Origin of the sequence: Bradyrhizobium manausense (genome assembly GCF_018131105.1) — a bacterium.
GTDB classification, from domain to species: Bacteria; Pseudomonadota; Alphaproteobacteria; order Rhizobiales; family Xanthobacteraceae; genus Bradyrhizobium; species Bradyrhizobium manausense_B.
Map to the genome: position 1 here is coordinate 497,306 of NZ_JAFCJI010000002.1, position 22,132 is coordinate 519,437.

21 protein-coding genes are annotated in these 22,132 nt (G+C 64.2%); 3 read left to right on the forward strand and 18 right to left on the reverse strand.

The features are described 5' to 3' along the window. Positions 1 to 219 precede the first annotated feature (219 nt). The 8 genes from JQ631_RS22605 to rsmH form a co-directional block, all read right to left on the reverse strand. The gene (locus tag JQ631_RS22605) at positions 220 to 615 is read right to left on the reverse strand and encodes a hypothetical protein (RefSeq protein ID WP_212329319.1); all 396 of its coding nucleotides are present in this window, start codon (positions 613 to 615) and stop codon (positions 220 to 222) included. 2 nt (positions 616 to 617) lie between these two features. Further along, positions 618 to 2,015, reverse strand: a complete 1,398-nt coding sequence (gene murD, locus JQ631_RS22610) for a UDP-N-acetylmuramoyl-L-alanine--D-glutamate ligase (protein ID WP_212329321.1) — start codon at positions 2,013 to 2,015, stop codon at positions 618 to 620. A 10-nt stretch (positions 2,016 to 2,025) separates the two neighbouring features. Then, the gene (gene mraY / locus JQ631_RS22615; RefSeq protein WP_212329323.1) at positions 2,026 to 3,129 is read right to left on the reverse strand and encodes a phospho-N-acetylmuramoyl-pentapeptide-transferase; all 1,104 of its coding nucleotides are present in this window, start codon (positions 3,127 to 3,129) and stop codon (positions 2,026 to 2,028) included. Between the two features lie 162 nt (positions 3,130 to 3,291). Further along, on the reverse strand, positions 3,292 to 4,671 hold the full coding sequence (locus JQ631_RS22620; protein WP_212329325.1) for a UDP-N-acetylmuramoyl-tripeptide--D-alanyl-D-alanine ligase: 1,380 nt from the start codon (positions 4,669 to 4,671) through the stop codon (positions 3,292 to 3,294). After that, positions 4,668 to 6,125 carry a UDP-N-acetylmuramoyl-L-alanyl-D-glutamate--2,6-diaminopimelate ligase gene (locus tag JQ631_RS22625; protein WP_212329327.1) on the reverse strand — a complete coding sequence of 486 codons (1,458 nt, stop codon included), beginning with the start codon at positions 6,123 to 6,125 and terminating at the stop codon, positions 4,668 to 4,670. Before JQ631_RS22625 ends, JQ631_RS22620 begins: the two co-directional genes overlap by 4 nt. 80 nt (positions 6,126 to 6,205) lie before the next feature. Continuing rightward, positions 6,206 to 7,945 carry a peptidoglycan D,D-transpeptidase FtsI family protein gene (locus JQ631_RS22630; RefSeq protein ID WP_212329329.1) on the reverse strand — a complete coding sequence of 580 codons (1,740 nt, stop codon included), beginning with the start codon at positions 7,943 to 7,945 and terminating at the stop codon, positions 6,206 to 6,208. Further along, positions 7,942 to 8,334 (reverse strand): cell division protein FtsL, encoded by a 393-nt coding sequence (gene ftsL, locus JQ631_RS22635; protein WP_212329331.1) that lies wholly within the window; start codon positions 8,332 to 8,334, stop codon positions 7,942 to 7,944. Before ftsL ends, JQ631_RS22630 begins: the two co-directional genes overlap by 4 nt. Before the next feature lie 3 nt (positions 8,335 to 8,337). Next, positions 8,338 to 9,327 carry a 16S rRNA (cytosine(1402)-N(4))-methyltransferase RsmH gene (rsmH, locus tag JQ631_RS22640; RefSeq protein WP_212329333.1) on the reverse strand — a complete coding sequence of 330 codons (990 nt, stop codon included), beginning with the start codon at positions 9,325 to 9,327 and terminating at the stop codon, positions 8,338 to 8,340. A 524-nt stretch (positions 9,328 to 9,851) separates the two neighbouring features. On the opposite strand from rsmH, the gene JQ631_RS22645 reads away from it, so the two are divergent. After that, complete coding sequence (locus JQ631_RS22645) at positions 9,852 to 10,634, forward strand: N-acetylmuramoyl-L-alanine amidase (protein WP_212329335.1); 783 nt, start codon at positions 9,852 to 9,854, stop codon at positions 10,632 to 10,634. Positions 10,635 to 10,737: 103 nt separating this feature from the next. On the opposite strand, the gene JQ631_RS22650 is transcribed toward JQ631_RS22645, so the two are convergent. From JQ631_RS22650 to JQ631_RS22675, 5 genes are all read right to left on the reverse strand, one after another. Beyond that, complete coding sequence (locus tag JQ631_RS22650; RefSeq protein WP_212331528.1) at positions 10,738 to 11,970, reverse strand: RNA polymerase sigma factor; 1,233 nt, start codon at positions 11,968 to 11,970, stop codon at positions 10,738 to 10,740. Beyond that, a complete protein-coding gene (locus JQ631_RS22655) occupies positions 11,970 to 12,320 on the reverse strand; it encodes a YciI family protein (protein WP_212329338.1) in 351 nt (116 codons plus the stop codon). The genes JQ631_RS22650 and JQ631_RS22655 overlap by 1 nt, the downstream gene beginning before the upstream one ends. Positions 12,321 to 12,408: 88 nt before the next feature. Next, positions 12,409 to 12,759: a YciI family protein gene (locus tag JQ631_RS22660; protein WP_212329340.1), complete on the reverse strand. Its 351-nt coding sequence runs from the start codon at positions 12,757 to 12,759 to the stop codon at positions 12,409 to 12,411. Positions 12,760 to 13,490: 731 nt separating this feature from the next. Next, positions 13,491 to 14,204 (reverse strand): alpha/beta fold hydrolase, encoded by a 714-nt coding sequence (locus tag JQ631_RS22670; RefSeq protein WP_212329342.1) that lies wholly within the window; start codon positions 14,202 to 14,204, stop codon positions 13,491 to 13,493. A 75-nt stretch (positions 14,205 to 14,279) separates the two neighbouring features. Then, complete coding sequence (locus JQ631_RS22675; RefSeq protein ID WP_212329343.1) at positions 14,280 to 14,711, reverse strand: DUF983 domain-containing protein; 432 nt, start codon at positions 14,709 to 14,711, stop codon at positions 14,280 to 14,282. Between the two features lie 79 nt (positions 14,712 to 14,790). Between JQ631_RS22675 and JQ631_RS22680 the strand changes: the two genes are divergently transcribed. Beyond that, on the forward strand, positions 14,791 to 16,161 hold the full coding sequence (locus JQ631_RS22680; protein WP_212329345.1) for an aminotransferase-like domain-containing protein: 1,371 nt from the start codon (positions 14,791 to 14,793) through the stop codon (positions 16,159 to 16,161). 92 nt (positions 16,162 to 16,253) lie between these two features. Next, complete coding sequence (locus tag JQ631_RS22685) at positions 16,254 to 16,997, forward strand: sulfite exporter TauE/SafE family protein (protein WP_212329347.1); 744 nt, start codon at positions 16,254 to 16,256, stop codon at positions 16,995 to 16,997. Positions 16,998 to 17,299: 302 nt separating this feature from the next. On the opposite strand, the gene JQ631_RS22690 is transcribed toward JQ631_RS22685, so the two are convergent. The 5 genes from JQ631_RS22690 to JQ631_RS22710 are packed head-to-tail and all read right to left on the reverse strand — an operon-like array spanning position 17,300 to position 22,123. Then, on the reverse strand, positions 17,300 to 17,680 hold the full coding sequence (locus JQ631_RS22690; RefSeq protein ID WP_212329349.1) for a hypothetical protein: 381 nt from the start codon (positions 17,678 to 17,680) through the stop codon (positions 17,300 to 17,302). Continuing rightward, complete coding sequence (locus JQ631_RS22695; protein WP_212329351.1) at positions 17,681 to 18,229, reverse strand: hypothetical protein; 549 nt, start codon at positions 18,227 to 18,229, stop codon at positions 17,681 to 17,683. It abuts the gene before it with no gap. 26 nt (positions 18,230 to 18,255) lie between these two features. Next, entirely contained in the window at positions 18,256 to 20,181 is a 1,926-nt protein-coding gene (locus JQ631_RS22700; RefSeq protein WP_212329353.1) for a DUF3604 domain-containing protein, read from the reverse strand. After that, positions 20,178 to 21,188, reverse strand: a complete 1,011-nt coding sequence (locus tag JQ631_RS22705; RefSeq protein WP_212329355.1) for a HupE/UreJ family protein — start codon at positions 21,186 to 21,188, stop codon at positions 20,178 to 20,180. The genes JQ631_RS22700 and JQ631_RS22705 overlap by 4 nt, the downstream gene beginning before the upstream one ends. A 56-nt stretch (positions 21,189 to 21,244) precedes the next feature. Further along, positions 21,245 to 22,123: a peptidyl-prolyl cis-trans isomerase gene (locus JQ631_RS22710; protein WP_212329357.1), complete on the reverse strand. Its 879-nt coding sequence runs from the start codon at positions 22,121 to 22,123 to the stop codon at positions 21,245 to 21,247. Between the last annotated feature and the right edge of the window lie 9 nt (positions 22,124 to 22,132).

The following is a 22,132-nucleotide window of genomic DNA, read 5'->3' on the forward strand; positions in this document are numbered from 1 at the left end:
CGGCCGCTTTCGGACAGAGGTCCGCCCATTGGTCGCCGAGGTTGGTTACCGGGGGGTTAAGAGAATAGATGAAGTTTTCGGGAGTGCGTGCCCCGGACGCAGCGCAGCGCCCTTGCGGTGCGCTGCAGGGCCCGGGGCCCATGCCGCTGGGTCCCGGCTCTGCGCAGCAGCGTTGCACGCTGCAGCGCGTCCGGGACACGAGACCTCGCGGGGTTGCCCCTATTCATAACTGATCGCGACATCCCCGGCGCGCTGATCGCGCTTGTAGACCTGGTCTGCCTCGGGAATGAAACCGATCCTGACCGCCCGCTCGCTGCTCCAGGCGACGACGACATCAGGATGCCCGCGGACGCTGACGAAGGTCGGCGTGCTCTCGGGCGAGAATGTCCGGCCCCGCGGCACGATGCTGGCTTGAGTACTGTCGGGCACCGTCGCTCCGCACGACTTCCAGACCACGACAACCAACTGACTGCCACTTGGGGAGGCGAACAGCTTCTGGCGAACGACGCGGCATCCGCCGAATTGGTACATGACGCTGTCGATGAGGACGACGCAGAGAAAACCAATGGGAATGGCGAGAGCAGCGATAATTCCGATCCAGCGCCGCCGCGACATCCTTACACCACCGGCTTCACACCCGGCAGCGCCTGCACCAACTCGCGGAACTTGGTGCCGCGAATTTCGAAGTTGCGGTACTGGTCGAAGGACGCGCAGGCCGGCGACAGCAGCACGACCGCATCGGGAAGACCCGAGGCTTCCGCATCGCGCGCGGCGTGCTCGACGGCGACGTCGAGCGTCTGGCTGATCTCGTGCGGGACCGTGCCGAGCGTGCCCGAAAACTCCTGCGCGGCCTCGCCGATCAGATAGGCTTTTCGGATACGCGGGAAGTAGCCGGTCAGGCCAGTGATGCCACCCGCCTTCGGCTTGCCGCCGGCGATCCAGAAAATGTCGGCAAAGGACGACAGCGCGTGCGCGGTGGCGTCCGCATTGGTGCCCTTGGAGTCGTTGACAAACAGCACGTTGCCGCGGCGGCCGACCTGCTCCATGCGATGCGCTAGGCCCGGAAAGCTGCGCAGGCCGTTCTGCAGCACGTCCCGGTCGATGCCCATCGCCAGCGCGGCCGCGGCCGCACACGCCGCGTTCTGCGCATTGTGAAGGCCGCGCAGCGAACCGATGCCGCCGAGCGTGGCGATCTCGCTGCGGGCGCCACCAGCGGTGCGCACGATGGTGCCGTGCTCGACATGAATGCCCGAAGCCAGCGGATTCTTGACGGAGATGCGCACCACATTCTTGCCGGCGCGGTCGAGCCGGTCAGCAATGTCGCGACAATAGCCATCATCGACGCCGACGATCGAGGTGCCGCCCGCCTGCACCCCCGCAACGAGGCGCTCCTTCACGGCGGCGTAACGTTCGATCGTGCCGTGGCGATCGATGTGATCCTCGCTGACATTGAGCAAGATGCCGACAGAGGGATCGAGCGAGGGTGTGAGGTCGATCTGGTAGGACGACATCTCGATGACGTGGACGCGGCCCATGCGCGGCGGCTCCAGCGACAGGATCGCAGTGCCGATATTGCCGCCCATCTGGGTGTCGTAGCCGGCGACCTTGGTGAGATGCGCGATCAGGGCCGTCGTGGTGGACTTGCCGTTGGTGCCTGTGATCGCGACGAACGGCGCATTCGGCGCGTGGCGGCGCCGCTCGCGGCAGAACAGCTCGATGTCGCCGATCACCTCGCAGCCCGCCTCGCGCGCTTTCAGCACGCTCCAGTGCGGCACGGGATGGGTCAGCGGCACGCCGGGCGCGAGTACCAGCGCTGCGAAATTCGCCCAGGAGACGTTGCGCAGATCGGCGGTGATGAAACCGGCCTGAGCCGCCTTGGCGACGTTCTCGGCATTATCATCGGCCGCGATCACCTCGGCCCCACCGGCCTTCAGCGCGTGGCAGGACGCTAGCCCCGAGCCGCCGAGGCCGAACACCGCGACCGTCTTGCCAGCAAAGGATGTAACCGGGATCATCGCGGGACCGTCAGCGCAGCTTCAGCGTGGAAAGGCCGGCGAGCGCCAGCATCACCGAGATGATCCAGAAGCGGATCACGATCTGCGGCTCGGTCCAGCCGAGTTGCTCGAAATGATGGTGGATCGGCGCCATGCGGAAGATGCGCTTGCCCGTCAGCTTGAACGACACCACTTGCACGATGACCGAGACCGCCTCCAGCACGAACAGACCGCCGATCACCGCGAGCACGATCTCGTGCTTCACCGCGACCGCGATCGCACCCAGCATGCCGCCCAGCGCGAGCGAGCCGGTGTCACCCATGAAGATCGAGGCCGGCGGCGCGTTGAACCAGAGGAAGCCCAGGCCGGCGCCCAACAGCGCCCCGCAAAGCACGGCAAGCTCGCCGGTACCGGCAACATATTTGATCTGGAGATAGTCGGCGAACACGGCGTTGCCGGCGAGATAGGCGATCATCGCAAAGCTCGCTGTCGCGATCATCACCGGCACGATGGCGAGGCCGTCGAGACCGTCGGTGAGGTTCACCGCATTGCCGGCGCCGACGATGACGAAAGCGCCGAACACGACGAAGAACCAGCCGAAATGCAGCACGGTGTCCTTCAGGAAGGGAATCGTCAGAGCGGTCGATGCGGGATCGCGATTCAGCCGCACCAGCGCGTAGCAGGCCACAAGCGCGATGATTCCTTCAATGAGCAGACGCAGCTTGCCGCCGAAACCGCTCGTGGTCTGCTTGGTCACCTTCAGGTAATCGTCATAGAAGCCGACGAAACCGAAGCCGAGCGTCACCGCCAGCACGATCCAGACATAGGGATTGAGCGGGTTGCACCACAGCACGGTGCCGACCGTGAGGCCCGACAGGATCATCAGCCCGCCCATGGTGGGCGTGCCCTTCTTGGCCAGATGCGATTGCGGACCGTCGGTGCGGATCGGCTGGCCCTTGCCCTGGCGGATGCGCAAATGATCGATGATCCAGGGCCCGAACAGGAACACGAACAGCGCGCCGGTGACGATGGCGCCGCCGGTGCGGAAGGTGATGTAGCGGAATACGTTCAGTACGGTGCGCACTGCACCGAAGCCCGGAAATGTGTTGGAGAGGTCGATCAGCCAGTAAAACATTCAGTCGGTCCTATGGCGCCTGTTGCACGCGGCCTTCGCGATGGCCTCAACGTGTCTCACGCGCGTTCTCTGGTCTTCGTCATGGGGTCGGGCGACCTCAAAGAAACCGGACGGCGGCGCGCCGCAAAGGGTGGGATTCGGGAACTGCGCCTTCCAAGCAGTTTACGCCTTTGCCTGCAAGGCGGCCACTAGGGCAGGCACAAACTTGTTGACCCAGAACATCTTCTTGCTGCCCTTGACAACCACGACATCGCCTGCCTTCAGCAGGCCCGCGACCTCACCCGGCTTCAGCGTGGCGGGATCGTCGTGCCAGCCGAGCCCCTTGCCGGCGGGAAGCGCGTCATAGAGGTGCCGCATCAGCGGACCGACGCAATAGATGCCGTCGATGCCGTGGAGATGCGTGGTCAGCGCGGTGTGGTAGCTCGGTGCGTCCTCGCCCAATTCCAGCATGTCGCCGAGCACCGCAATGCGACGGCCGCCGGTCATGTTGCGCGCCTGCAAGCTTTGCAGCGCGGCAGCAACACTCGCCGGATTGCCGTTAAAGCTGTCGTCGATCACGGTGACACCGCCGACCGCCTGCTCGACGCCGCGGCCGGTCATGATCCCCACGCGATCGAGCTTGATGGCAAGCGTCGCGACGTCGAGATGCGCGGCGTGAACCGAGGCGAGCGCGGCGAGCGCGTTCTGCACGCGATGCGGCGCGCCCGGGGTCAGGCTGAAGGCGATCTCCTTCTTGCCGATTTTGGCCACGACCTGCCAGCTCTCGCCATGCGGTGCGTGTTTCACCTCGTGCACCTCGGCCTTTTCACCGAAGCGCACCACCTTGCCCTTCCAGTCCGGCGCCTTGATCCCGGCCGGCAGCACCAGCACGCCACCCTCGGACAGGCCGAGTGCAATCGACACTTTCTCGCGCCTGATGGCATCGAGCGAGCCGAGCTTTTCGAGATGCACCGGCTGGACGTTGACGACGAGCGCGACAGTCGGTCGCGTCAATTCGCTGAGTCGCGCGATCTCACCTAGCTGGTTCATGCCCATCTCGACGACCCAGAGGCTGGCATCGGGCCGGGCGTTGCACAGCGTCAGCGGCACGCCCCAGAAATTGTTGAAGCTCGACGGGCTCGCATAGGCATTAGGGTAAGCACCGAGGAATTCCTTGGTGCTGGTCTTGCCCGCGCTGCCGGTGAGCCCGATCACCGGACCATTGAAGCGTGCGCGCGCGGCACGCGCGAGCCCCCAGAGACCGTCGATCAGCGTATCCTTGACGATGATCTGCGGAACACCGATCCCTGCGATCTCGTGCGGCACGATCATGGCGACCGCGCCTGAGGCTTCCGCCTTGTCCGCGAACTCCCAGCCGTCGCGCGCGCTGGCGAAAGCCGAGATGAAGCCGCCGCTCGGCGTGCCTGATAGCGCGACAAAGAGACTGCCCGGCTTCACCAGGCGACTGTCCTGGGTGACGAAGTCGATCGGCGTGTCCGGGAATGATCCGGCCGCGCCCAGCGCACGCGCCACCTCGGCAACCGTCCATAGTGGCCCGCTCATGCGACCCTCGTTGCTAATGCGGCGGCAACCGCCTCATGATCACTGAACGGCAGGACCTCGCCGCCGACGATCTGCCCGGTCTCGTGGCCCTTGCCGGCGACGAGCAGCGCATCGCCATCTTCCAGCTCTTCGATCGCGGCACGGATCGCGGCCGCGCGATCACCGATTTCGCGCGCGCCCTTGGCAGTGGCGAGGATCGCCGCGCGAATAACTTCCGGCTTCTCGCTACGCGGATTGTCGTCGGTGATGATGACACGATCGGCATTTTCCGCCGCGATCTCGCCCATGATCGGGCGCTTGCCGGCATCGCGGTCGCCGCCGGCGCCGAACACGACGATCAGCCTGCGCCTGGCATAGGGCCGCAGCGCCTGCAGCGCCTTCGCGAGCGCATCGGGCTTGTGCGCATAATCGACGAAAACAGGCGCGCCGTTGCGCTCGCCGACGCGCTCGAGGCGGCCCTTGGCGCCTTCGAGATGTTCGAGGCTCGCAAACACATCGGCCGCATCGCTGCCGGTGCCGATGGCGAGGCCGGCCGAGACCAGCGCGTTCTCGATCTGGAATTCGCCGACCAGCGGCAACCGCACCGCATAGGCCCTGTCGCGATGTACGAGCGAAAGCTCTTGAGCGAAGCCTGAGACCTCGGCATTGACCAGCCGGATGCCCTCGCCTGCCCCATCACCATTGCGACCCACCGCCATCACGCGCAGACCGCGTGCCTGAGCAACACTGATCGCTTCGGCCGAGCACTCATGGTCGGCCGAAATCACCGCCGCGCCGCCCGGCGGAACGAGTTCGCGGAACAGCCGGAGTTTTGCGGCGAGGTAATGCGCAACGGTCGGATGGTAATCCATGTGGTCGCGCGTGAGATTGGTGAAGCCGCCGGCGGAGACACGCACGCCATCGAGGCGATATTGGTCGAGGCCATGCGACGACGCCTCGAACGCGAGATGCGTGACGCCGTCGCGCGCGATCTCATCGAGTTGCCGGTGCAGCGCGATCGGATCCGGCGTGGTCAGTGATCCGTAGACGGTGCGCTTGGGCGAGACGAGGCCGATGGTGCCGATGCTGGCCGAAGCATGGCCCGACCGCTCCCAGATCTGGCGCGTGAACGCTGCAACCGAGGTCTTGCCGCTGGTTCCCGTTACCGCCGCGATCGTCGCAGGCTGCGCCGGGAAGAAATTCGCCGCAGCCAGTGCCAGCGCGCGACGCGGATTGGCTGTTACGATGAACGGCACCTTGCAGCCATCAGGCGCATGATCGCCGACCACGGCCGCTGCACCGGCCGCAATGGCCGCATCGATGAAGCGCGCACCGTCGGTCTTGCTGCCCGCCAGCGCGAAGAAGAGATCGCCAGGCTTGACCACGCGGCTGTCGAGCGCAATGCCTGTTACCTCGAGCGCCGCGACGGCGGGCTCGATTGCGGCATCATTGCCTAAGAGGTCACGCAGCTTCATGGTCTTCCAGTTGCCGTGCCGGAAAGCCGAATCCGGGGAAAAATCCCCGACTCAGCAGCGGCTACGGCCTACCCGATTGATTACTGGGTTGTCCTGGATGCTGCAAGAATAAGGCGCTCCGCAGGCGGCAGGTCGTAGCGGGGCTCGATGCCGAGCAGCGGTCCGATACGGGTTATGACGTTGCCTGCCGTGGGAACGGCGTTCCAGCCCGAGGTGATGAAGCCGTAGGTTTCCTTCAGCGGCTGCGGCTCGTCGAGCATGATCAGGAGCTGGTATTTCGGCTTGTCCGCCGGCAGGATCGCGGTGAACGCCGTCAGCACCCGCTTCTTGGCATAGCGGCCGTTGACCACCTTTTCTGCAGTGCCGGTCTTGCCGCCAATGTAGTAGCCGGGAACATTCGCCTTCTTGGCGGTGCCGATCTCTGCGTTCAGCCGCATCAGGAACCGCATCTTGTCCGAGGTCTCGGGCTTGATCACGCGCTTTGCGATCGCTCGCGCTTCCTCTTCGGAGCGCTTGAGGAAGGTCGGGGGAATCAGAAGGCCGCCATTGGCGAGCGCGCTGACACCCATCACCGCCTGCAGTGGCGCGACCGCAATGCCGTGACCAAAGGAGATGGTGATGGTGTTCAGGTCGCTCCAACGTCGCGGCAGGATCGGCGAGGCGCTTTCCGGCAGCTCGGTGCGCAGCCGGTCCATCTGGCCCATCTTGCGCAGGAACGCCTTGTGCGCCTCCACCCCCTGCGCCAGCGCGATGCGCGCCGCGCCGACGTTGGAGGAGAAGGTGAATACCTCTTTCATGTTGAGAAAGCGGCCCTTCGGCTCGTCGTCATGAATCGCGAATTTGCCGTAGTGCAGCGGTCCGCGCGCGTCCCACAGCGAATCCAGACCGTACTTGCCGGTGTCGAGCGCCATCGCCAGCGTGAACGCCTTGAAGGTCGAGCCCATCTCGTAGACGCCGGTGGTCAGGCGGTTGATGCGATCGGGGTCGTGCACTTCCTTCGGGTTGTTGGGATCGAAGTCGGGCAACGACACCATCGCGATGACCTCGCCGGTGTTGACATTGGTCACGAGGCCGGAGGCCGCCTTGGCGTGGAACTTCTCCTTGGCCTTGAGCAACTCATCGCGCAGCGCGTGCTCCACCCGCAGATCGACCGAGAGCTCGACCGGCTTCTGAAGCCGATCGATGGCAAAGCCGGCGCGGTGGAGATCGGCGAGGCCCTGATTGTCGAGCCACTTCTCCATGCCGGCAATGCCCTGGTTGTCGATGTTGACGAGACCGATGAGGTGGGCGACCTCGTTGCCGGTTGGATAGACGCGCTTGTTCTCACGCAGGAAGCCGATGCCGGGCAAGCCGAGCTTGTGAATGTCCTGCTGCTGTTTCGCCGTGATCTCGCGCTTCAGCCAGACGAAGCCCTTGCGCGACGACAGCCGCTCGCGCACCTCGGCCTCGTCGAGATCGGGCACGGTCGCGGTCAGAAGCTCGATCGCCTCGTCCTTGTCGATGATGCGGCGCGGCTCGCCGAACATGCTGGCGGCCTTGACGTCGGTTGCGAGGATCGCGCCGTTGCGGTCGACGATGTCGGGCCGCGCGGTCGCAACCACTTCCTGCGAGGCGGCGCGACGCGCGCTGTGGGCATCGGCGCCGATCGCGAACATCACAAGCCGGCCGCCGATCAGGGCGTAGACGGTGGCAAAGGCCAGCATCGCAAGGCCAACGCGCGCGCGCGCCTTGGCGGCGCGATCGACATTGCGCCCGTAGAGCAGGCTGCGGATCAGACGCTGACGCCAGGGTTCTGTGGGTTTGACCGGAACAGCGCTCATTGCTTGTCCTCGGGCTGAGGCACCGAGCCCGTCACGCTGTCAGGATCGCTCGCGGCTTCGATGGTGTTGATCATGGACCCGATCGGATCGGGCTCGCCCGGCCGGAACATCCGCGGCGGACGGTCCGGCAGGTTCTTCAGTGAATCATATTGCGTGCCGTTGACGGGCTTGAGCGGCAGATGCCGCTCGACGAGGCCTTGCAGCCGCAGGGGCGCATCGAGCTTGGCCCATTCGGAGCGCAGCTGCGCGATCGCATCGCGCTGCTCGCGGATCTCCGCGTGCAGCCGCAGCACCTTCTCGGTGCGCGCGGTGGAATCCATCTTGATCCGGTAGACATAGGCGGCTGCGAAGATCAGCGCACCGATGACGAGGACATGGATGAAGCGCATCTGCTAGCCGCCCCTCATCACGTCGGAGAGCCTTGGCCAGGACGACGGCTCGTCGTCGGCATGCTCCGACGCCGCGGTGCGCTCGGCGGCGCGCAGCTTGGCGGAACGGGCACGCGGATTGTGCACGACTTCCGCCTCGCCCGCGATCACGGGCCGCCGCGTCAAAAGCTGGAAGCTCGGCGCACCTTGCGCCACCTCCGGCAGATGCCGGGAGCCGCCGCCGGTCTTGGCGCGCTCGGAGAGGAAATTCTTGACGATACGGTCTTCCAGCGAATGGAAGGAAACCACGACGATACGACCGCCAGGCTTCAGCACCCGTTCGGCAGCGGCGAGCGCGGTCTGGAGCTCCTCGAGCTCTTCATTGACGAAGATGCGCAGGGCCTGGAACGTCCGCGTCGCCGGATGAATATCGCCGGGTTTTGAGCGCACCACCCGGCCGACGAGATCGGCGAGCGCACGCGTGGTGGTGAACGGCGTCTCTTGCCTGTCAGCCACGATGGCGCGGGCGATGCGGCGCGAATGCCGCTCCTCGCCGAAGAGATAGATGATGTCGGCGAGATCGCTTTCCGAGGCGCGCGCAACCACGTCCGCGGCCGTCGGTCCCGTCTGTCCCATTCGCATGTCGAGCGGGCCGTCGAGACGGAATGAGAAGCCGCGACCGGCCTGGTCGAGTTGCATCGAGGACACGCCGACATCCATCACGACACCGTCGACGGCATCGACGCCTTGGGCGGCACAGACTTCGGCGAGATTGGAAAAGCGGTCTTCGACCAGCGTCAGCCGGCCGGCCGCGCGCGCGACCAGTTCGGCGCCGCCGGCGATCGCGGTGCGGTCGCGATCGATCGCGATCAGGCGGGTTCCCGGCACGTCGAGGATGGCGCGGCTGTAGCCGCCGGCCCCGAAGGTGGCATCGACATAGACGCCGCCTTCGCGCGGCGCGAGATGCGCGATCGCCTCGCGGCCAAGGACGGGAATGTGCGGCGCATCACTCATGTGTCGCGCCTGCCGAATGCGCAGGACAACAGGCAGGTCAAATCGGGGGCGAAGCAGCCCATCACGCCTCGAATAAATCCGCGCCGCGGAAGTTCCACGACCCAACCCCTGTCCAGCATGTGTGCCGCGCCCGGTCGTTCCAGGCGACAGACCCGGTGTTCCCAGTGGAATATGTCGGGCAACCATGGGATTTCGAGCCAAAAACGCTTTTGGCCGCCTCCGGACGCGGGTCGGCTCTTCACCTCTCAGTAACGGCGCTTAGCGTTAAGAAAGCGTTGATCGGCTCGTTACATCTCGAAAAGGTCCGGGGACGGTGATGCGTCATCCACACACTGGGCCCAAAATGCACCCGTTAACCCCACCGCGCGATTGCGCGGACCTGAGGGTAAAGAAATAGTAAAGAGAAGGGCTTGGCCCGTTGCTCGTCCGATTCTGGTTTGTCTATGTCGTCCGGTCCGTCCACACCGTCTGGAACTGATTCGAAGCGTCAGCGCGTACTCCCGGTTCCCAAGACCGCGGCGAGCATGCGGACGTTCGAGCCGGATTCGTCGATCGTCTCGGACATCATCCCCTCGCCCAACCATGGCGACCGCAACAAGGGCCGGCAGCCCGACATGATCGTGCTGCACTACACCGGCATGCCCGACGTCGAGGGCGCGCTGGCGCGGCTGTGCACGGCAGGCACCGAGGTCTCGGCTCACTATGTCGTGCTGGAGGATGGCCGCATCGTGCAATGCGTGCCCGAGGCGCGGCGCGCCTGGCATGCCGGCGTCTCGTCCTGGGGAGGCGAGGACGACGTCAACTCCTGCTCGATCGGAATCGAGATCATCAATCGCGGCCACGATTGGGGTTACCCGGAATATCCGCTGCGCCAGATCGCCGCGGTAATCGCGCTGTGCCGCGGCATCATGCTCCGCCGCAAGGTGACGCCGCAGCGGGTGCTCGGTCATTCCGACGTCGCGCCCGCCCGCAAGAAGGATCCCGGCGAAAAATTTCCCTGGCATTCTCTCGCCAATTCCGGCGTCGGTCACTGGGTGACGCCAGCGCCGGTCGTGCGCGGCGAAACCCTGATGCTCGGCACCATCAGCGACGAAGTGTTGAGCCTGCAGCAGGCGCTCGCACGCTATGGCTATGGCGTGCCGCTGAACGGCAAATACGATGCAGCGACTATGGAGGTCGTCACCGCCTTCCAGCGCCACTTCCGCCCCGCGCGGCTGGACGGCGTTGCCGATCATTCAACGCTGTCGACCTTGCAGTCCCTGCTGGCGAGCCTGCCGGCGGATGGCGCGACTGTCGCCTCGAAGTAGCGCCCTCGCAGTCATTGCGAGCAAAGCGAAGCAATCCAGACTGTCGCCGCGGAAATTGTCTGAATTGCTTTGTCGCTCCTCGCGATGACGGAGTGTGTGGTGGCTAGCCCAGCTCCCGTACCCGCCGCGCATACAGCCGCCGCAATGGCTCCAGCTGGGTCGCTTCAGTCGCTGCAGCGTACGCCGCACGCGCTTCCTCCTTCCGCTCCAACCTTCGCAGCAAGTCCGCGCGCACCGCGGGCAACAGTTCGTAACCGTCGAGCCCGCCGCGCGCGGCGATCGCGTCAACGAGACCGAGCGCGCGACTGGGGCCGTCGACCATCGAGATCGCGGCGGCATGGTTGAGCTCGATCACCGGCGACGGATTGATGCGGAGCAGCACTTCGTAGAGCCCGGCGATCTGCGGCCAATCGGTCTGCTCAAAGCTCGGCGCGCGGGCATGCAGCGCGGCGATCGCCGCCTGCACCACGTAAGCCTGCGGCCGGCCCGGCACGCGCAGCGCATCATCGACCAGACTTAAGCCGTCCTCGATCTGCGCGCGATCCCACAGCGATCGGTCCTGCTCTTCCAGCAGCACGATATCGCCGGCTGCGGTCTCGCGCCCGGCGCGGCGCGCATCGTGCAGCAGCATCAGCGCGAGCAGCCCCTTGATCGCGGCGCGATCGGGCATCAGCCGGTCGAGCAGGCGGCCGAGCCTGATTGCCTCGACGGCAAGATCAGGCCGCATCAGGTCTGCGCCCGAGGTTGCGACATAGCCTTCCGTGAAAACCAGATAGATCACCGCGAGCACGCCGTCGAGCCGCGGCGCCAGCGCGTCGCGCTCCGGCACTTCATAGGGAATCCCGGCAAGCCTGATCTTCTGCTTGGCGCGAACGAGGCGCTGCGCCATCGCATCCTCGCCGACGAGAAATGCACGCGCGACCTGCGCAGCGGAGAGGCCGCAGACGGTGCGCAGAGTCAGCGCGACCTGGACCTCGGCCGCGAAGGCCGGATGGCAGCAGGTGAAGATCAGCCGCAGCATGTCGTCGTCGAGCATCGCCGGCGGCTCGGCCGGCGCATCCGCATTGAGTTCGAGCTCATGCAGGAGCGCCTGTCGCTTGCCGCGGAAGGCGGCCTGGCGACGGACACGGTCGATCGCCTTGTTGCGGCCGACATTGACCAGCCAGGCGCGCGGATTGTCGGGCAGCCCACCCGCCGACCAGCGCTCCAGCGCCACCGCGAAAGCATCCTGAAGCGCATCCTCGGCCAGATCGAAATCCCCGACGAGGCGGATCAGGGTGGCAAGCGCCCGCCCCGCCTCGTCGCGGAATATCTTGTCGATGTCTTCAGGACAGATCACTTGTAGATCATCACCGGCCTGACCTCGATCGATCCCCTCTTGGCTTCCGGAATGCGTGCCGCGATCGCAACGGCGTCGTCCAGATCCCTGGCTTCGACCAGATAATAGCCGCCGAGTTGCTCGCGCGTTTCCGCGAACGGGCCATCGGTGGTCATGGTCTTGCCGTCGCGAACGCGCACCGTGGTCGCCGTCGTCGTCGGCTGAAGCCCGTCGCCGGCCTTGAAGTGGCCGCTCTGGATGATCGACTGCGTGTAGGCGCCGTACTCTCCCGCCAGCTTCTGACGATCGGCGTCGTTCATCTGGGTCATATAGGTTTCGTTGCGGTAGATCAGCAGCAGATACTGCATCGCTTAACTCCTGTTGTTCGGCTGGATCGCCGTCACCAGTCGAACGGGCCAAACTCCAAACGACATCTTCGCGAAATTATTTTCGAGATCATTTGTAGATCATGACCGGCCGGACTTCGATCGACCCGTCGCGGGCACCCGGAATGCGCGCAGCGAGCTCAATCGCGGCATTGAGATCCCTGGCTTCGACCAGATAGTAGCCGCCAAGCTGCTCGCGGGTCTCGGCGAACGGACCATCAGTCTTGAGGGTCTTGCCTTCGCGCACGCGAACGGTGGTCGCGGTCGAGGTCGGCTGCAGCCCATCGCCGGCCTTGAAATGGCCGCTCTCGACGATCGACTGGGTGTAGGCGGAATACTCGGCCAGCAGCTTCTGGTAATCCGCGGGCACCATCTGGCCTTGTTGCGCTTCGTTCCGGTAGATCAGCAGCAGATACTGCATCGCTCAACTCCTGTTGCTCGGCTGGATTGCCGGCATCCAGTCGAACGGGGTCCACGCCCAACGACATCTTCAGGATAAATTATTTACGCTGCGGCGTGCGCGACGATCTCTGCTTGACGAAACCGCCACAAATGCCCATTGCCTTGTCAGTCAGTCGGCCGGACGGCCGCTCCGGCAAGTGCCGAAAGGCCGCCGGGGAGGAAAGTCCGGGCTCCCTTGACATACGGTGCCGGATAACGTCCGGCGGGGGCAACCCCAGGGAAAGTGCCACAGAGAACGAACCGCTCCCTCCTCGGAGGAAGTAAGGGTGAAAAGGTGCGGTAAGAGCGCACCGCGGCTCCGGCAACGGAGCCGGCATGGTAAACCCCACCGGGAGCAAAACCGAATAGGGACGGCTTAAGCGGGCTGTTCGCGCAAGCGATAACGCCGCGGGGCGATGTCAGGCCCGCCGTCCGGGTAGGTTGCTCGAGGCCATGTGCAAACATGGTCCCAGAGGAATGGCCGTCACGTATCGTTTGCGCAAGCGGGCGGTGCCTTACAGAACCCGGCTTACAGGCCGGCTGATATCTTGCAACGAGGGGTTCGATGCTGACGCATCGGACCCCTCACCATATGAGGCACTGTCATTCCGGGGCTCGCGAAGCGAGAGCCCGGAATCCATTCGTCCACCGGCTCTGCGGCCCGATGGATTGCGGGCTCGTGCTGCGCACGCCCGGAATGACGAATGAGTGTTACGCCACGATCTCCGTCAAAACACCCATCAGCGCCTCCGGCGCCGTCACGTTCGGCGCGTGGCTGGCATCGAGCTCGAAATAGCGCCAGCCCTGCTCGCCCTTCGTACGCGCGGCGAACTGCCCGAACACATCGCCCGGCGGAATGCGCTTGCAATAGATATAGCTGCGCGGCATCGCGGGTTCGCCGTGTTGAAGCTTCAGCTTCGTCTCGAAGCATTTGATCGGCATGTTGATGCGGCGCGCATTGAGCCAATCGAGATCGGCTTGCGGCGTATCCGGCGGCGGCGGGTTCGGCGGAATACGATAGCCGTCACCTGCGGATGCGGCCCTGCGCATCGGCTCGCGTCCGCCTTCGTTGAGATCGAACAACGACTGGCCGTCACGCGGCACGAACGCATCGAGATAGACCAGCTGCGTCACGCGCTCTCGCACACGATCGGCAACGCCTGTCGCAACCATGCCGCCATAGCTGTGGCCGAGCAGCACGATGTCGTTGAGATCCTCGAACCTGATGACGTTGAGGATGTCCTGGATATGCGTCTCGAGATCGACCGCGGGACTGGCAAGATGCGCGCGCTCGCCCAGGCCCGTGTAAGTCGGCGCGACCAGGCGGTGGCCGGCCTGAACCATCAGCGGATGCATTTTCCGCCACGACCAGCCGCCGGACCACGCGCCATGACAGAGCAGGAAGGTCTTTGCGCGTGGGGCCATCGGCATTTCCATCGTTCTCGTTTGATACGACGGAGTGTAGCGATGACCTGCGCGATGTAAACGCCGCGAGCTGCCTCAGGCCGCGCGCTGCGCCTTCGCCAGCACGGGCGCCAACTGGCCGGCGTCCCGCCGCAGCTTGCTCGTCTCGAAGCCGTGCATGCCGATCTGCCATTGCAGGCCGACGATGGCGCCCTTGGTCGGTTGCAGCAGAGCGAGCGAGGCAAACAGCGTCACCGGCAGCCACACTGAGAGTTGCAGCCACACCGGCGGCGCGTACGCCGTCTCGGCCGCGAGGATCGCCGGCACCACGAGATGGCCGACCACGACCATCACGAGATAGGCGGGGAAGTCATCGGCGCGCTGGTGAAACAGCTCCTCGCCGCAATGGTCGCAAGCGTCGGCCACCTTGAGGAAGCGGCCGAACATATGTCCCTCGCCACAGTTCGGACACTTGCCGCGAAAACCGCGCCACATCGCCTTCGCCAGAGAAATTGAACCGGTCGCCATGACGACACCTCTTCCTTTTCACCGGCCCATACAATAATATCTTGTATCCATACATTCAAAGGATATGGACCTAAATTGCATGGACTGGACTCCTACAATCTCGGAGCTGTCAGGGCCGCGCTACCAGCGCATCGTCGAGGCCATGGAGGCCGATATCGCGGCCGGCCGGCTGGTGCGGGGACAGCAATTGCCGACGCAGCGCGCGCTCGCCAGGACGCTTGGCGTCGACCTCACCACGGTGACGCGCGCTTACACCGAGGCGCGGCGCCGCGGCATCATGGAGGCGCGCGTCGGCCAGGGATCGTTCGTATCGGAGACCAGCGCACGCCGCGCGGTCGACCTGCCGCATCCAGTCGCGATCGACCTTTCCATGAACGTGCCGCCGCACCCGTTGGAAGCGCAGCTCGACGAGCGCATCATCGCCGGCCTCGAGGCCATTCGCGCGCAATCGGGCCTGACCGCGTTCCTGAACTACCAGCCACCCGGCGGCAGCGCGCATGAGCGCGAGGTCGCCGCGCGCTGGATGCGTGCGCGCGTGCCGCAGGCGCATGCCGACAAGCTCGTGATCTTTCCCGGTGCGCAGACGATCCTGTTCAACCTGCTCGCTCATCTCGCACGGCCCGGCGACGTCGTGCTCACGGAGGCCCTCACCTTTCCGGGCATCAAGGCCGCGGCGGCGCAACTCGGCGTCAAGCTCATCGGCGTCGCCATGGATGACGGCGGCATTTTACCGGATGCGCTGGCGAAGGCCTGCCGCGCGCACCGGCCGAAGGCCGTCTATCTCATTCCGACGCTGCACAATCCGACCACGGCGACGCTCGCCCCGGAGCGGCGTGGTGCGATCGCAAAGATCATCCGCGATGCCGAGATAGACCTGATCGAGGACGACGCCTACGGCCTGCTCGACCGCTCGGCCTCACCGATCGCGAACCTCATTCCGGAGCGGACATATCTCGCGACCACGCTGTCGAAATGCATCGCGCCGGCGTTGCGCGTCGCCTATCTGCTGACGCCCGATAGCGGCGCACAGCTTAAGATGCGCAACCATCTGCAAGCGACCGTGCAGATGCCCGCACCGCTGATGGTCGCGCTGGTGACGCACTGGCTCGAGACCGGCGTCGCAGACCGCATCATCACCGCGATCCGCAACGAAGCCGTCGGCCGCCAGCAATTGGCGCAACGCGCGTTGAAGGGGATTCAGTTCCAGGCAAAACCGGCCGCGCATCATCTGTGGCTGCACTTGCCGGAGGGGCGGCCGGACATCGCGGCACATCTGCTGCGCAACGGGCTCGCGGTCGTTGCCGGCGACGCCTTCACCGTCGACGGAACATCGCCACATCAGGCGCGGATCTCACTCGGCGCGGCGCGCAACAGGTCGGAGTTGACCGAGGCGCTGCGCATCCTCGTCGGCGCGCTGCACAAGCCCGCCGATACGAGGCAGATCGTCTAGCAAACTTCAGATGATACTGACGGCTGCATCTGTGCTAAGCGCCATGAGGCGATTGCGGCTTCGGAATCGCCGGTAACGACAAGGATTTGTTGGTGGAAACGCTCACTTACGCGCTGCTGTTGTTCGGCGCGCTGGCCGGCGGCTTCGTCTCGGGGCTGGCAGGGTTCGGCACGGCGCTGATGGCGCTCGGCATCTGGCTCTACGTGCTGCCGCCCTCGCTCGCGGTGCCGCTGGTGCTGATCTGCTCGGTGATCGCGCAGATCTCGACGCTGCCCTCGATGTGGAAGAGCTTCGACCTCTCGCTGGTGTGGCCGTTCCTGATCGGCGGATTGATCGGCGTTCCGCTGGGAACCATGCTGGTCGCCTCTGCCGATCCAAAAGTGTTCAAGCTGAGCGTCGGCGTGCTGCTGCTGATCTTCCCGAGCGCGCTGTATTTCAACAAGAAGCAGTTCGCCATCACCTTCGGCGGCCGCATCGCCGACGGCGCCATCGGCTTTGCCGGCGGCATTTTGGGCGGGCTCGCCGGCCTCTCCGGACCGCTCCCCATCCTGTGGGCCAATATCCGCGGCTGGAACAAGCACGAGCGGCGCGGCATCTTCCAGCTCTTCAATTTCACGGTGCTTGCAACCGCGCTGGCGTTGCAGACGGCCTCGGGCCTTGTCGCGTTCAAGGTGGTCTGGCTCGCGATGGTCGCATTCCCCGCCACGCTGATCGGGGCATGGGCCGGCGCGCGCGTCTATCGCGCGCTGAGCGACAAGCATTTTGGCGATATCGTGCTTGGCCTGCTGTTCCTGTCGGGCCTCAGCCTGGTCTGGAACAGTATCGGTTCGTTCTAGGGCGTGTGCCCATAATTCCATCGGCATCGACGCAGGGACGGTGATATCCGAATTCCGCTCGAAAGCAGACATTGCAGGGGCACATGGGCGTGTCCGCTAAGGGACCACAAGCGGTCGTCGGCTGGGTGGATCAGCCAGATCCATCCAAGACTTGGCACGACCCAATTCGCGTCTTTTGCACCGATCGATCATCGATACAAACAGTCCGGGTCAAGGCAGCGCGTTGTGCCGCGAGACTGAGACACAGCAACCTTATTCTGGTCGGGAGACTTGCGGATATTGCATCACGAGCCGGTAAGGAATCACGTGACGCCTCTCAACGCGCGGCCAAGAAGGATCGACAGAACCAAGTGAAGCGCAACCGCTGGCCACAAAACCACGCCGGTCAAGCCGCCCGCCAGACCAAGGTAGCCGAGGTAAAGCGCAGCCAGCGCGTTGTAGGCAAACATGCCGATGAGCGGCGAGCCCGGCCAGCAAGCAATCCCTAGCGCGATGAGGGCAACACCAGTGAGTCGCCCGATCGGAATGGCGATGCCAGAAAGGTCTGTCCCGAGCAGCAAATGTCCGACGAGTGACGGAACAATTACCAATGCAAGTCCGGTGACCGTTTCTGCTATTGCGGCGAAAATCAACGCTTTGTTCGGCGCCGGATCAAGACTGCTTTTTGACTTGACCCAACGCATCTACGCACATCCGCAATAGAGCTGCAGAAAACGAGCAATCTCGGTTTCTGGGCCGTAGAGGCGGATGAGACCCTGTCGATAGGCGTCGCTAACCGACAAGCGATGATTGGCGATCTCCCGAACCACGTCCTCGCCAGTGATGAGGACCAGTTCGCCGACGGGTGGTGCAGAGACATGAACTTGCGCGTGAAGGTCGCCGCCCTCAGCGTTAAAGCGCGTCCACAACATCGGCTCTATCAATAACAACGAAAAGGCCAACGGCGCATTTTCGCCTGCGGGTATCCGTAGCTGCTCCCCCAACTGTTCGAGCGATCGCACGGTACGGTGATATGCCCAAAGATCGAGCGTACGCGCCGGAGGCGGAAGCCGTTTCTCGCTGACCGCCTGTGCCATTGCGCCCACGAGATGGAGCGCGTCGGGGTAGGTCCAATTCAGCATGCCGCGCGCGAGCGTGACATCATCGTGGTATCCGCAAGCCATGGATATCGATGGAGAGCAGGCAACGATGTAGCCGAGCAAGGCAGCGGCGGCGATCCGGTGCTTTCGCATGAAACCCTCCGTTTCAGGCCCCCGCGCTATTTCGCCGGCGTGTACCAGATGGGTGACGTAAAAGCTCGCTCGGTGATCTTCATGGCGGTGCCGGGCAACGGCGTGACGCCGTAGCGTTTCGCGTCGTACGCAGTCCAGCGCGGGGTCGGAATCTCGATCACCCGGCCGTAGTAGAATGCGGGCCGGCTTGGGTCGAATTCGGGATCCTTCCACACCGTGATGAGTTCGGGCGCACCGATCGTGTTGGTCCACGTGGCATTTGCTACGTCTACGGTGTCGCCGACCGACGGTAGCTTGCCGTCGCTACCGGGCTTGCGATCTCCCGACCAGGCGACGTCGAAGATCTTTTCCTGCACGTTGCCGTCCTTGTCGAGCCAGCCCTTGATGATCTGGTAGCGATCAAGGTTGGCGCCGATCGGGTCCTTAAGCGCGGCAACGAGGAATGTCGGCACCTTTCCCTGCGGAGCCGCGCGCAAGTCGCCACCCATGGGCACGCCCTTGGTGTAGCCGACCTGAGCGGGCAGACGATTGTCCCCGTCCTGAGGTTCGAAATCCCAGCCGCCGAAGAAGCGCACGATCATGCGGCTGCCGGTGGTGGAATATGTCTCCTTGCGCTGCATGGCATCCCAAATGGATGTGCGGGTGTTCTCGTTGGCCCACACGGCGGCATAGCCGGATGAACCGACCTCCCAATCCATGATCTTCACGCCGGTCGTCTTGTTGTCGATGAAGGAAGCGCTCATCCGGTGCGGGCTCGGCTCCTGGGGAACTGTTTTGCCGAAGAAATTGTTCTCCTCCACCGCGGTGAGGGCGGTGTGGGCGTCGGTGCCGCTGACGAGGCCGAACTTGTAGGGATTGACGCCGAGCCGCTGCTCAAGCTTGAGGCCGTTCTTGTAGGCTGAACGTACATACTCGAATTCCAGCATCTCTTTCTTCTTGGCAACGCTGCCGTCGAGGTTACCCTTGTCCCAGAGTTCGAACGCTGCGAACTCGTCGTTCGGCGACAGATACGGATGGGACTCGCCAGTGCCCTTGGTCTGCGTGGCCTCGTAGAGCCGCTCCCACTTGGCGCGCTGCTCCGCATAGTCGCGGTCCAGCGCTTTGCCGAACGCCTCAACCACCGGGAACATCGTCCCGTTGCTCAAATTGCCGTTGTGAGCGATCGCCAGCACGCTGCCGCCGGTCTTGGCTTCGTAGCCTTGCATCCATTTCCACAGATCGGCGGGATTATCGCTGCCGTAGGGCGGGTACACGGTGAACGGCTCCATCTGGCTCGCCTTGTCACCGTTGTCGCGGTAGATCACGTTGCGATGGAGGTTGTTGCCGCCGGTGTTCGAGCTCCATTCATAAGCGATGAAGGCGGTGAAACGGCCAGGATCGTTGAACTGATCGGCAGCCTCGATCGTCTGCTGCCACGCGCCCCGGTAGGCACGCGTTCCCGGGAAGTACATCAGGTCCTTCGGAAACTTGCCATTCGAAAACGAAACGATGATATCGATCGCGGCCTCGGCACCCTTGCCGGACTTGATCATGTCGTACCATTTCTTGCCGATCGGATCGGCCAGAAGTTCGGGCTTGCCTCCGAACAGGTCTGGGAAAAAGCCCATGTTGTCGGAATGATCGGTCACCGCAAGCCAATCAAGCGGCCGCGAAAGTTTGACCGGCTGGCCGGTGTTGGAGGTGATTTGCTCGCCGCGGGCGAAACGATAGGCGTCTTTCGGGTCGAGCCGGGCACCGAATGCGCCGGCATCCATCGAAAACGACGTATGCAGATGCGTGTCGCCAAAGAACGGTCGCGTCGGAAACTGGCGATTCACGTAAGGCGAATAGGCCGGCTTTTGCAACGATTGCTCGAGATCATCCTTTGCCGGTGCGCCGACGTCCTGCGCGAATGCTGGCAAGACGAAACAGGCGACACTCAATCCGGCGACAATCTGCAACGTTCGGGTCATGTGCTTGCTCCCCAAATTCGATGGCCCACGTCAAATGCAACAACTCGTTCGATCACCCAGAACATGGCAACGCTGCCGATGGCATAAGCTGCCGCGACGCTTGCCACGCGCGCTCTCCCGCTGTGAAAACGCAGAAACAAGGCGGACAGGCACAGCGCCGTTGCGATGAACAGCAACTGGCCGATCTCGACTCCGATGTTGAAAAACAGCAGGGCCACCGGCACATGTCCCTCCGGCAGCCCGATCTCGCTCAGCGCGCCGGCGAAGCCAAATCCGTGCAACAGTCCGAAGGCGAACGCGATCAGCCAGGGCGCCCTTGCCGCCAGGCCTTCCTGTCCGCGCTGCAATCGGACGATCTCCGCCGCAACGAAAACGATGCTCAGGGCGATCGTCGCCTCGACCGGAGCCGATGGTACATGCACGTAGCCAAGCGTCGCCAGCGCCAGAGTGATGCTGTGCGCGGCGGTGAAGGCGGTGACTGTCTTCACCAACAGCCAGGTCCCGCGGGTGATAATGAGCAGTGCCAGCACAAACAACAGGTGGTCAATGCCAAACAGAATGTGCTCGACACCCAACTTCAGATAGATCCCGGCCACCGACCAGCCGCTCTGCTGAGCGGGTATCGTTGCCGCCGGCTCCTGAGGCGTGAGCCGACGCACCCAGGTGGTACCGTCTGAGAAGACGACGCGCACCAGGGCATCCGTCATGGTGTTCTGAAGGCCGTCAATGCGAACCGTCTGGCCGCGCAACGGATCGAGCGCGCGAAAGCGCCAGGTCTGCACCGCAGCATCGACGGTGGCTCGCGTCGTCATCGGCGTGAGGTCTTCAGCGCGGCCGGAGAAGGTGGTCGCCAGCGCAAGGCGTAGCTCTCCGCGCATCGGCGTCTTGAACAGCACGTCGAATTCGCCCGGCCGCTTTTCCCGCACCTCAAGGTAGGACGGGCGCACTTCGTGGGCCGAACACGGCACCAGCCACGCGAGACACCAGGCTCCAAGGATCGCGACCATGGCGAACCTTACGGAGCGGGCCGACAGGGGGCCAAGCTTGCTTGAGCAGCGCGCCGTCACGGCTGCCTCGACGTGGCCGCGATCGGCGTCATCAGCGGCCTCACTGCGTCATCGACGACGAGACGGTATTTCTTGCGCAACTCCACAAGATACAGCTCTTTTGCCCTTGTCTCCTGCTCCCGCTTCCACTCCTCGATAACGCGGTCGCGCAGTTCGGCGAACGGTCGTAGTTGACCGTCTTGCCGGGCCGAAACCTGTACCAGGTGCAGGCCGTAGCCGGATTGGATCGGGCCGCTCCAGGCGCCCGGCTCAAGCGCGAACACGGCCCGCGCGAAGCCGCCGCCGAAAGCCGCGGACAACGATTGCTCGGTCTCGTCGCGGAAATCACCTTCAAGCAACAAGCGGTCGCCTAGCACCGTCGACAGCGTGCCGTCGCCGCGCAATTGCTGCAATGCCGAGATTGCATCCGACCGCGCATCGGCGCGTTGCTGAGGGTTGAAATACAACTGCCTGAGCGAGATGCGGGCATCGCTGCGGAAGTGTTCGGCATGCGCAGCATAGAATTGCTGCAGGTCGGCGTCCGACGGTTCGGCCCGGCGCGCGGTATCCTGGACGAGGAACGTCAGCTTCTGCGCCAGCCGTCTCCGAACGATCACGTCGTTGTCTTCGAGCCCCAGGGCGCGCGCTTCGCGTGCGAGCAGCAGTTCATCGGAATAGTCCGTGACCAATCCACGCATCTCTTCCGGTCTTGGCGGACGCCGCCACTGAGTGGTCCAGTTTTGCGCGAGCCACTCGATGTCGCCAGCGCTGACCTGAAGAGAGGGGATTTGGCCTGCATTCTGGCCGTCCGAGTCGCGATTCATCCAGGCATAAGCGCCGAACAAGGCGGCGCCTACCATCAAGAAGTGGACGAGAGGTTCTTTGAGCAGGTTCATCCCGCATCA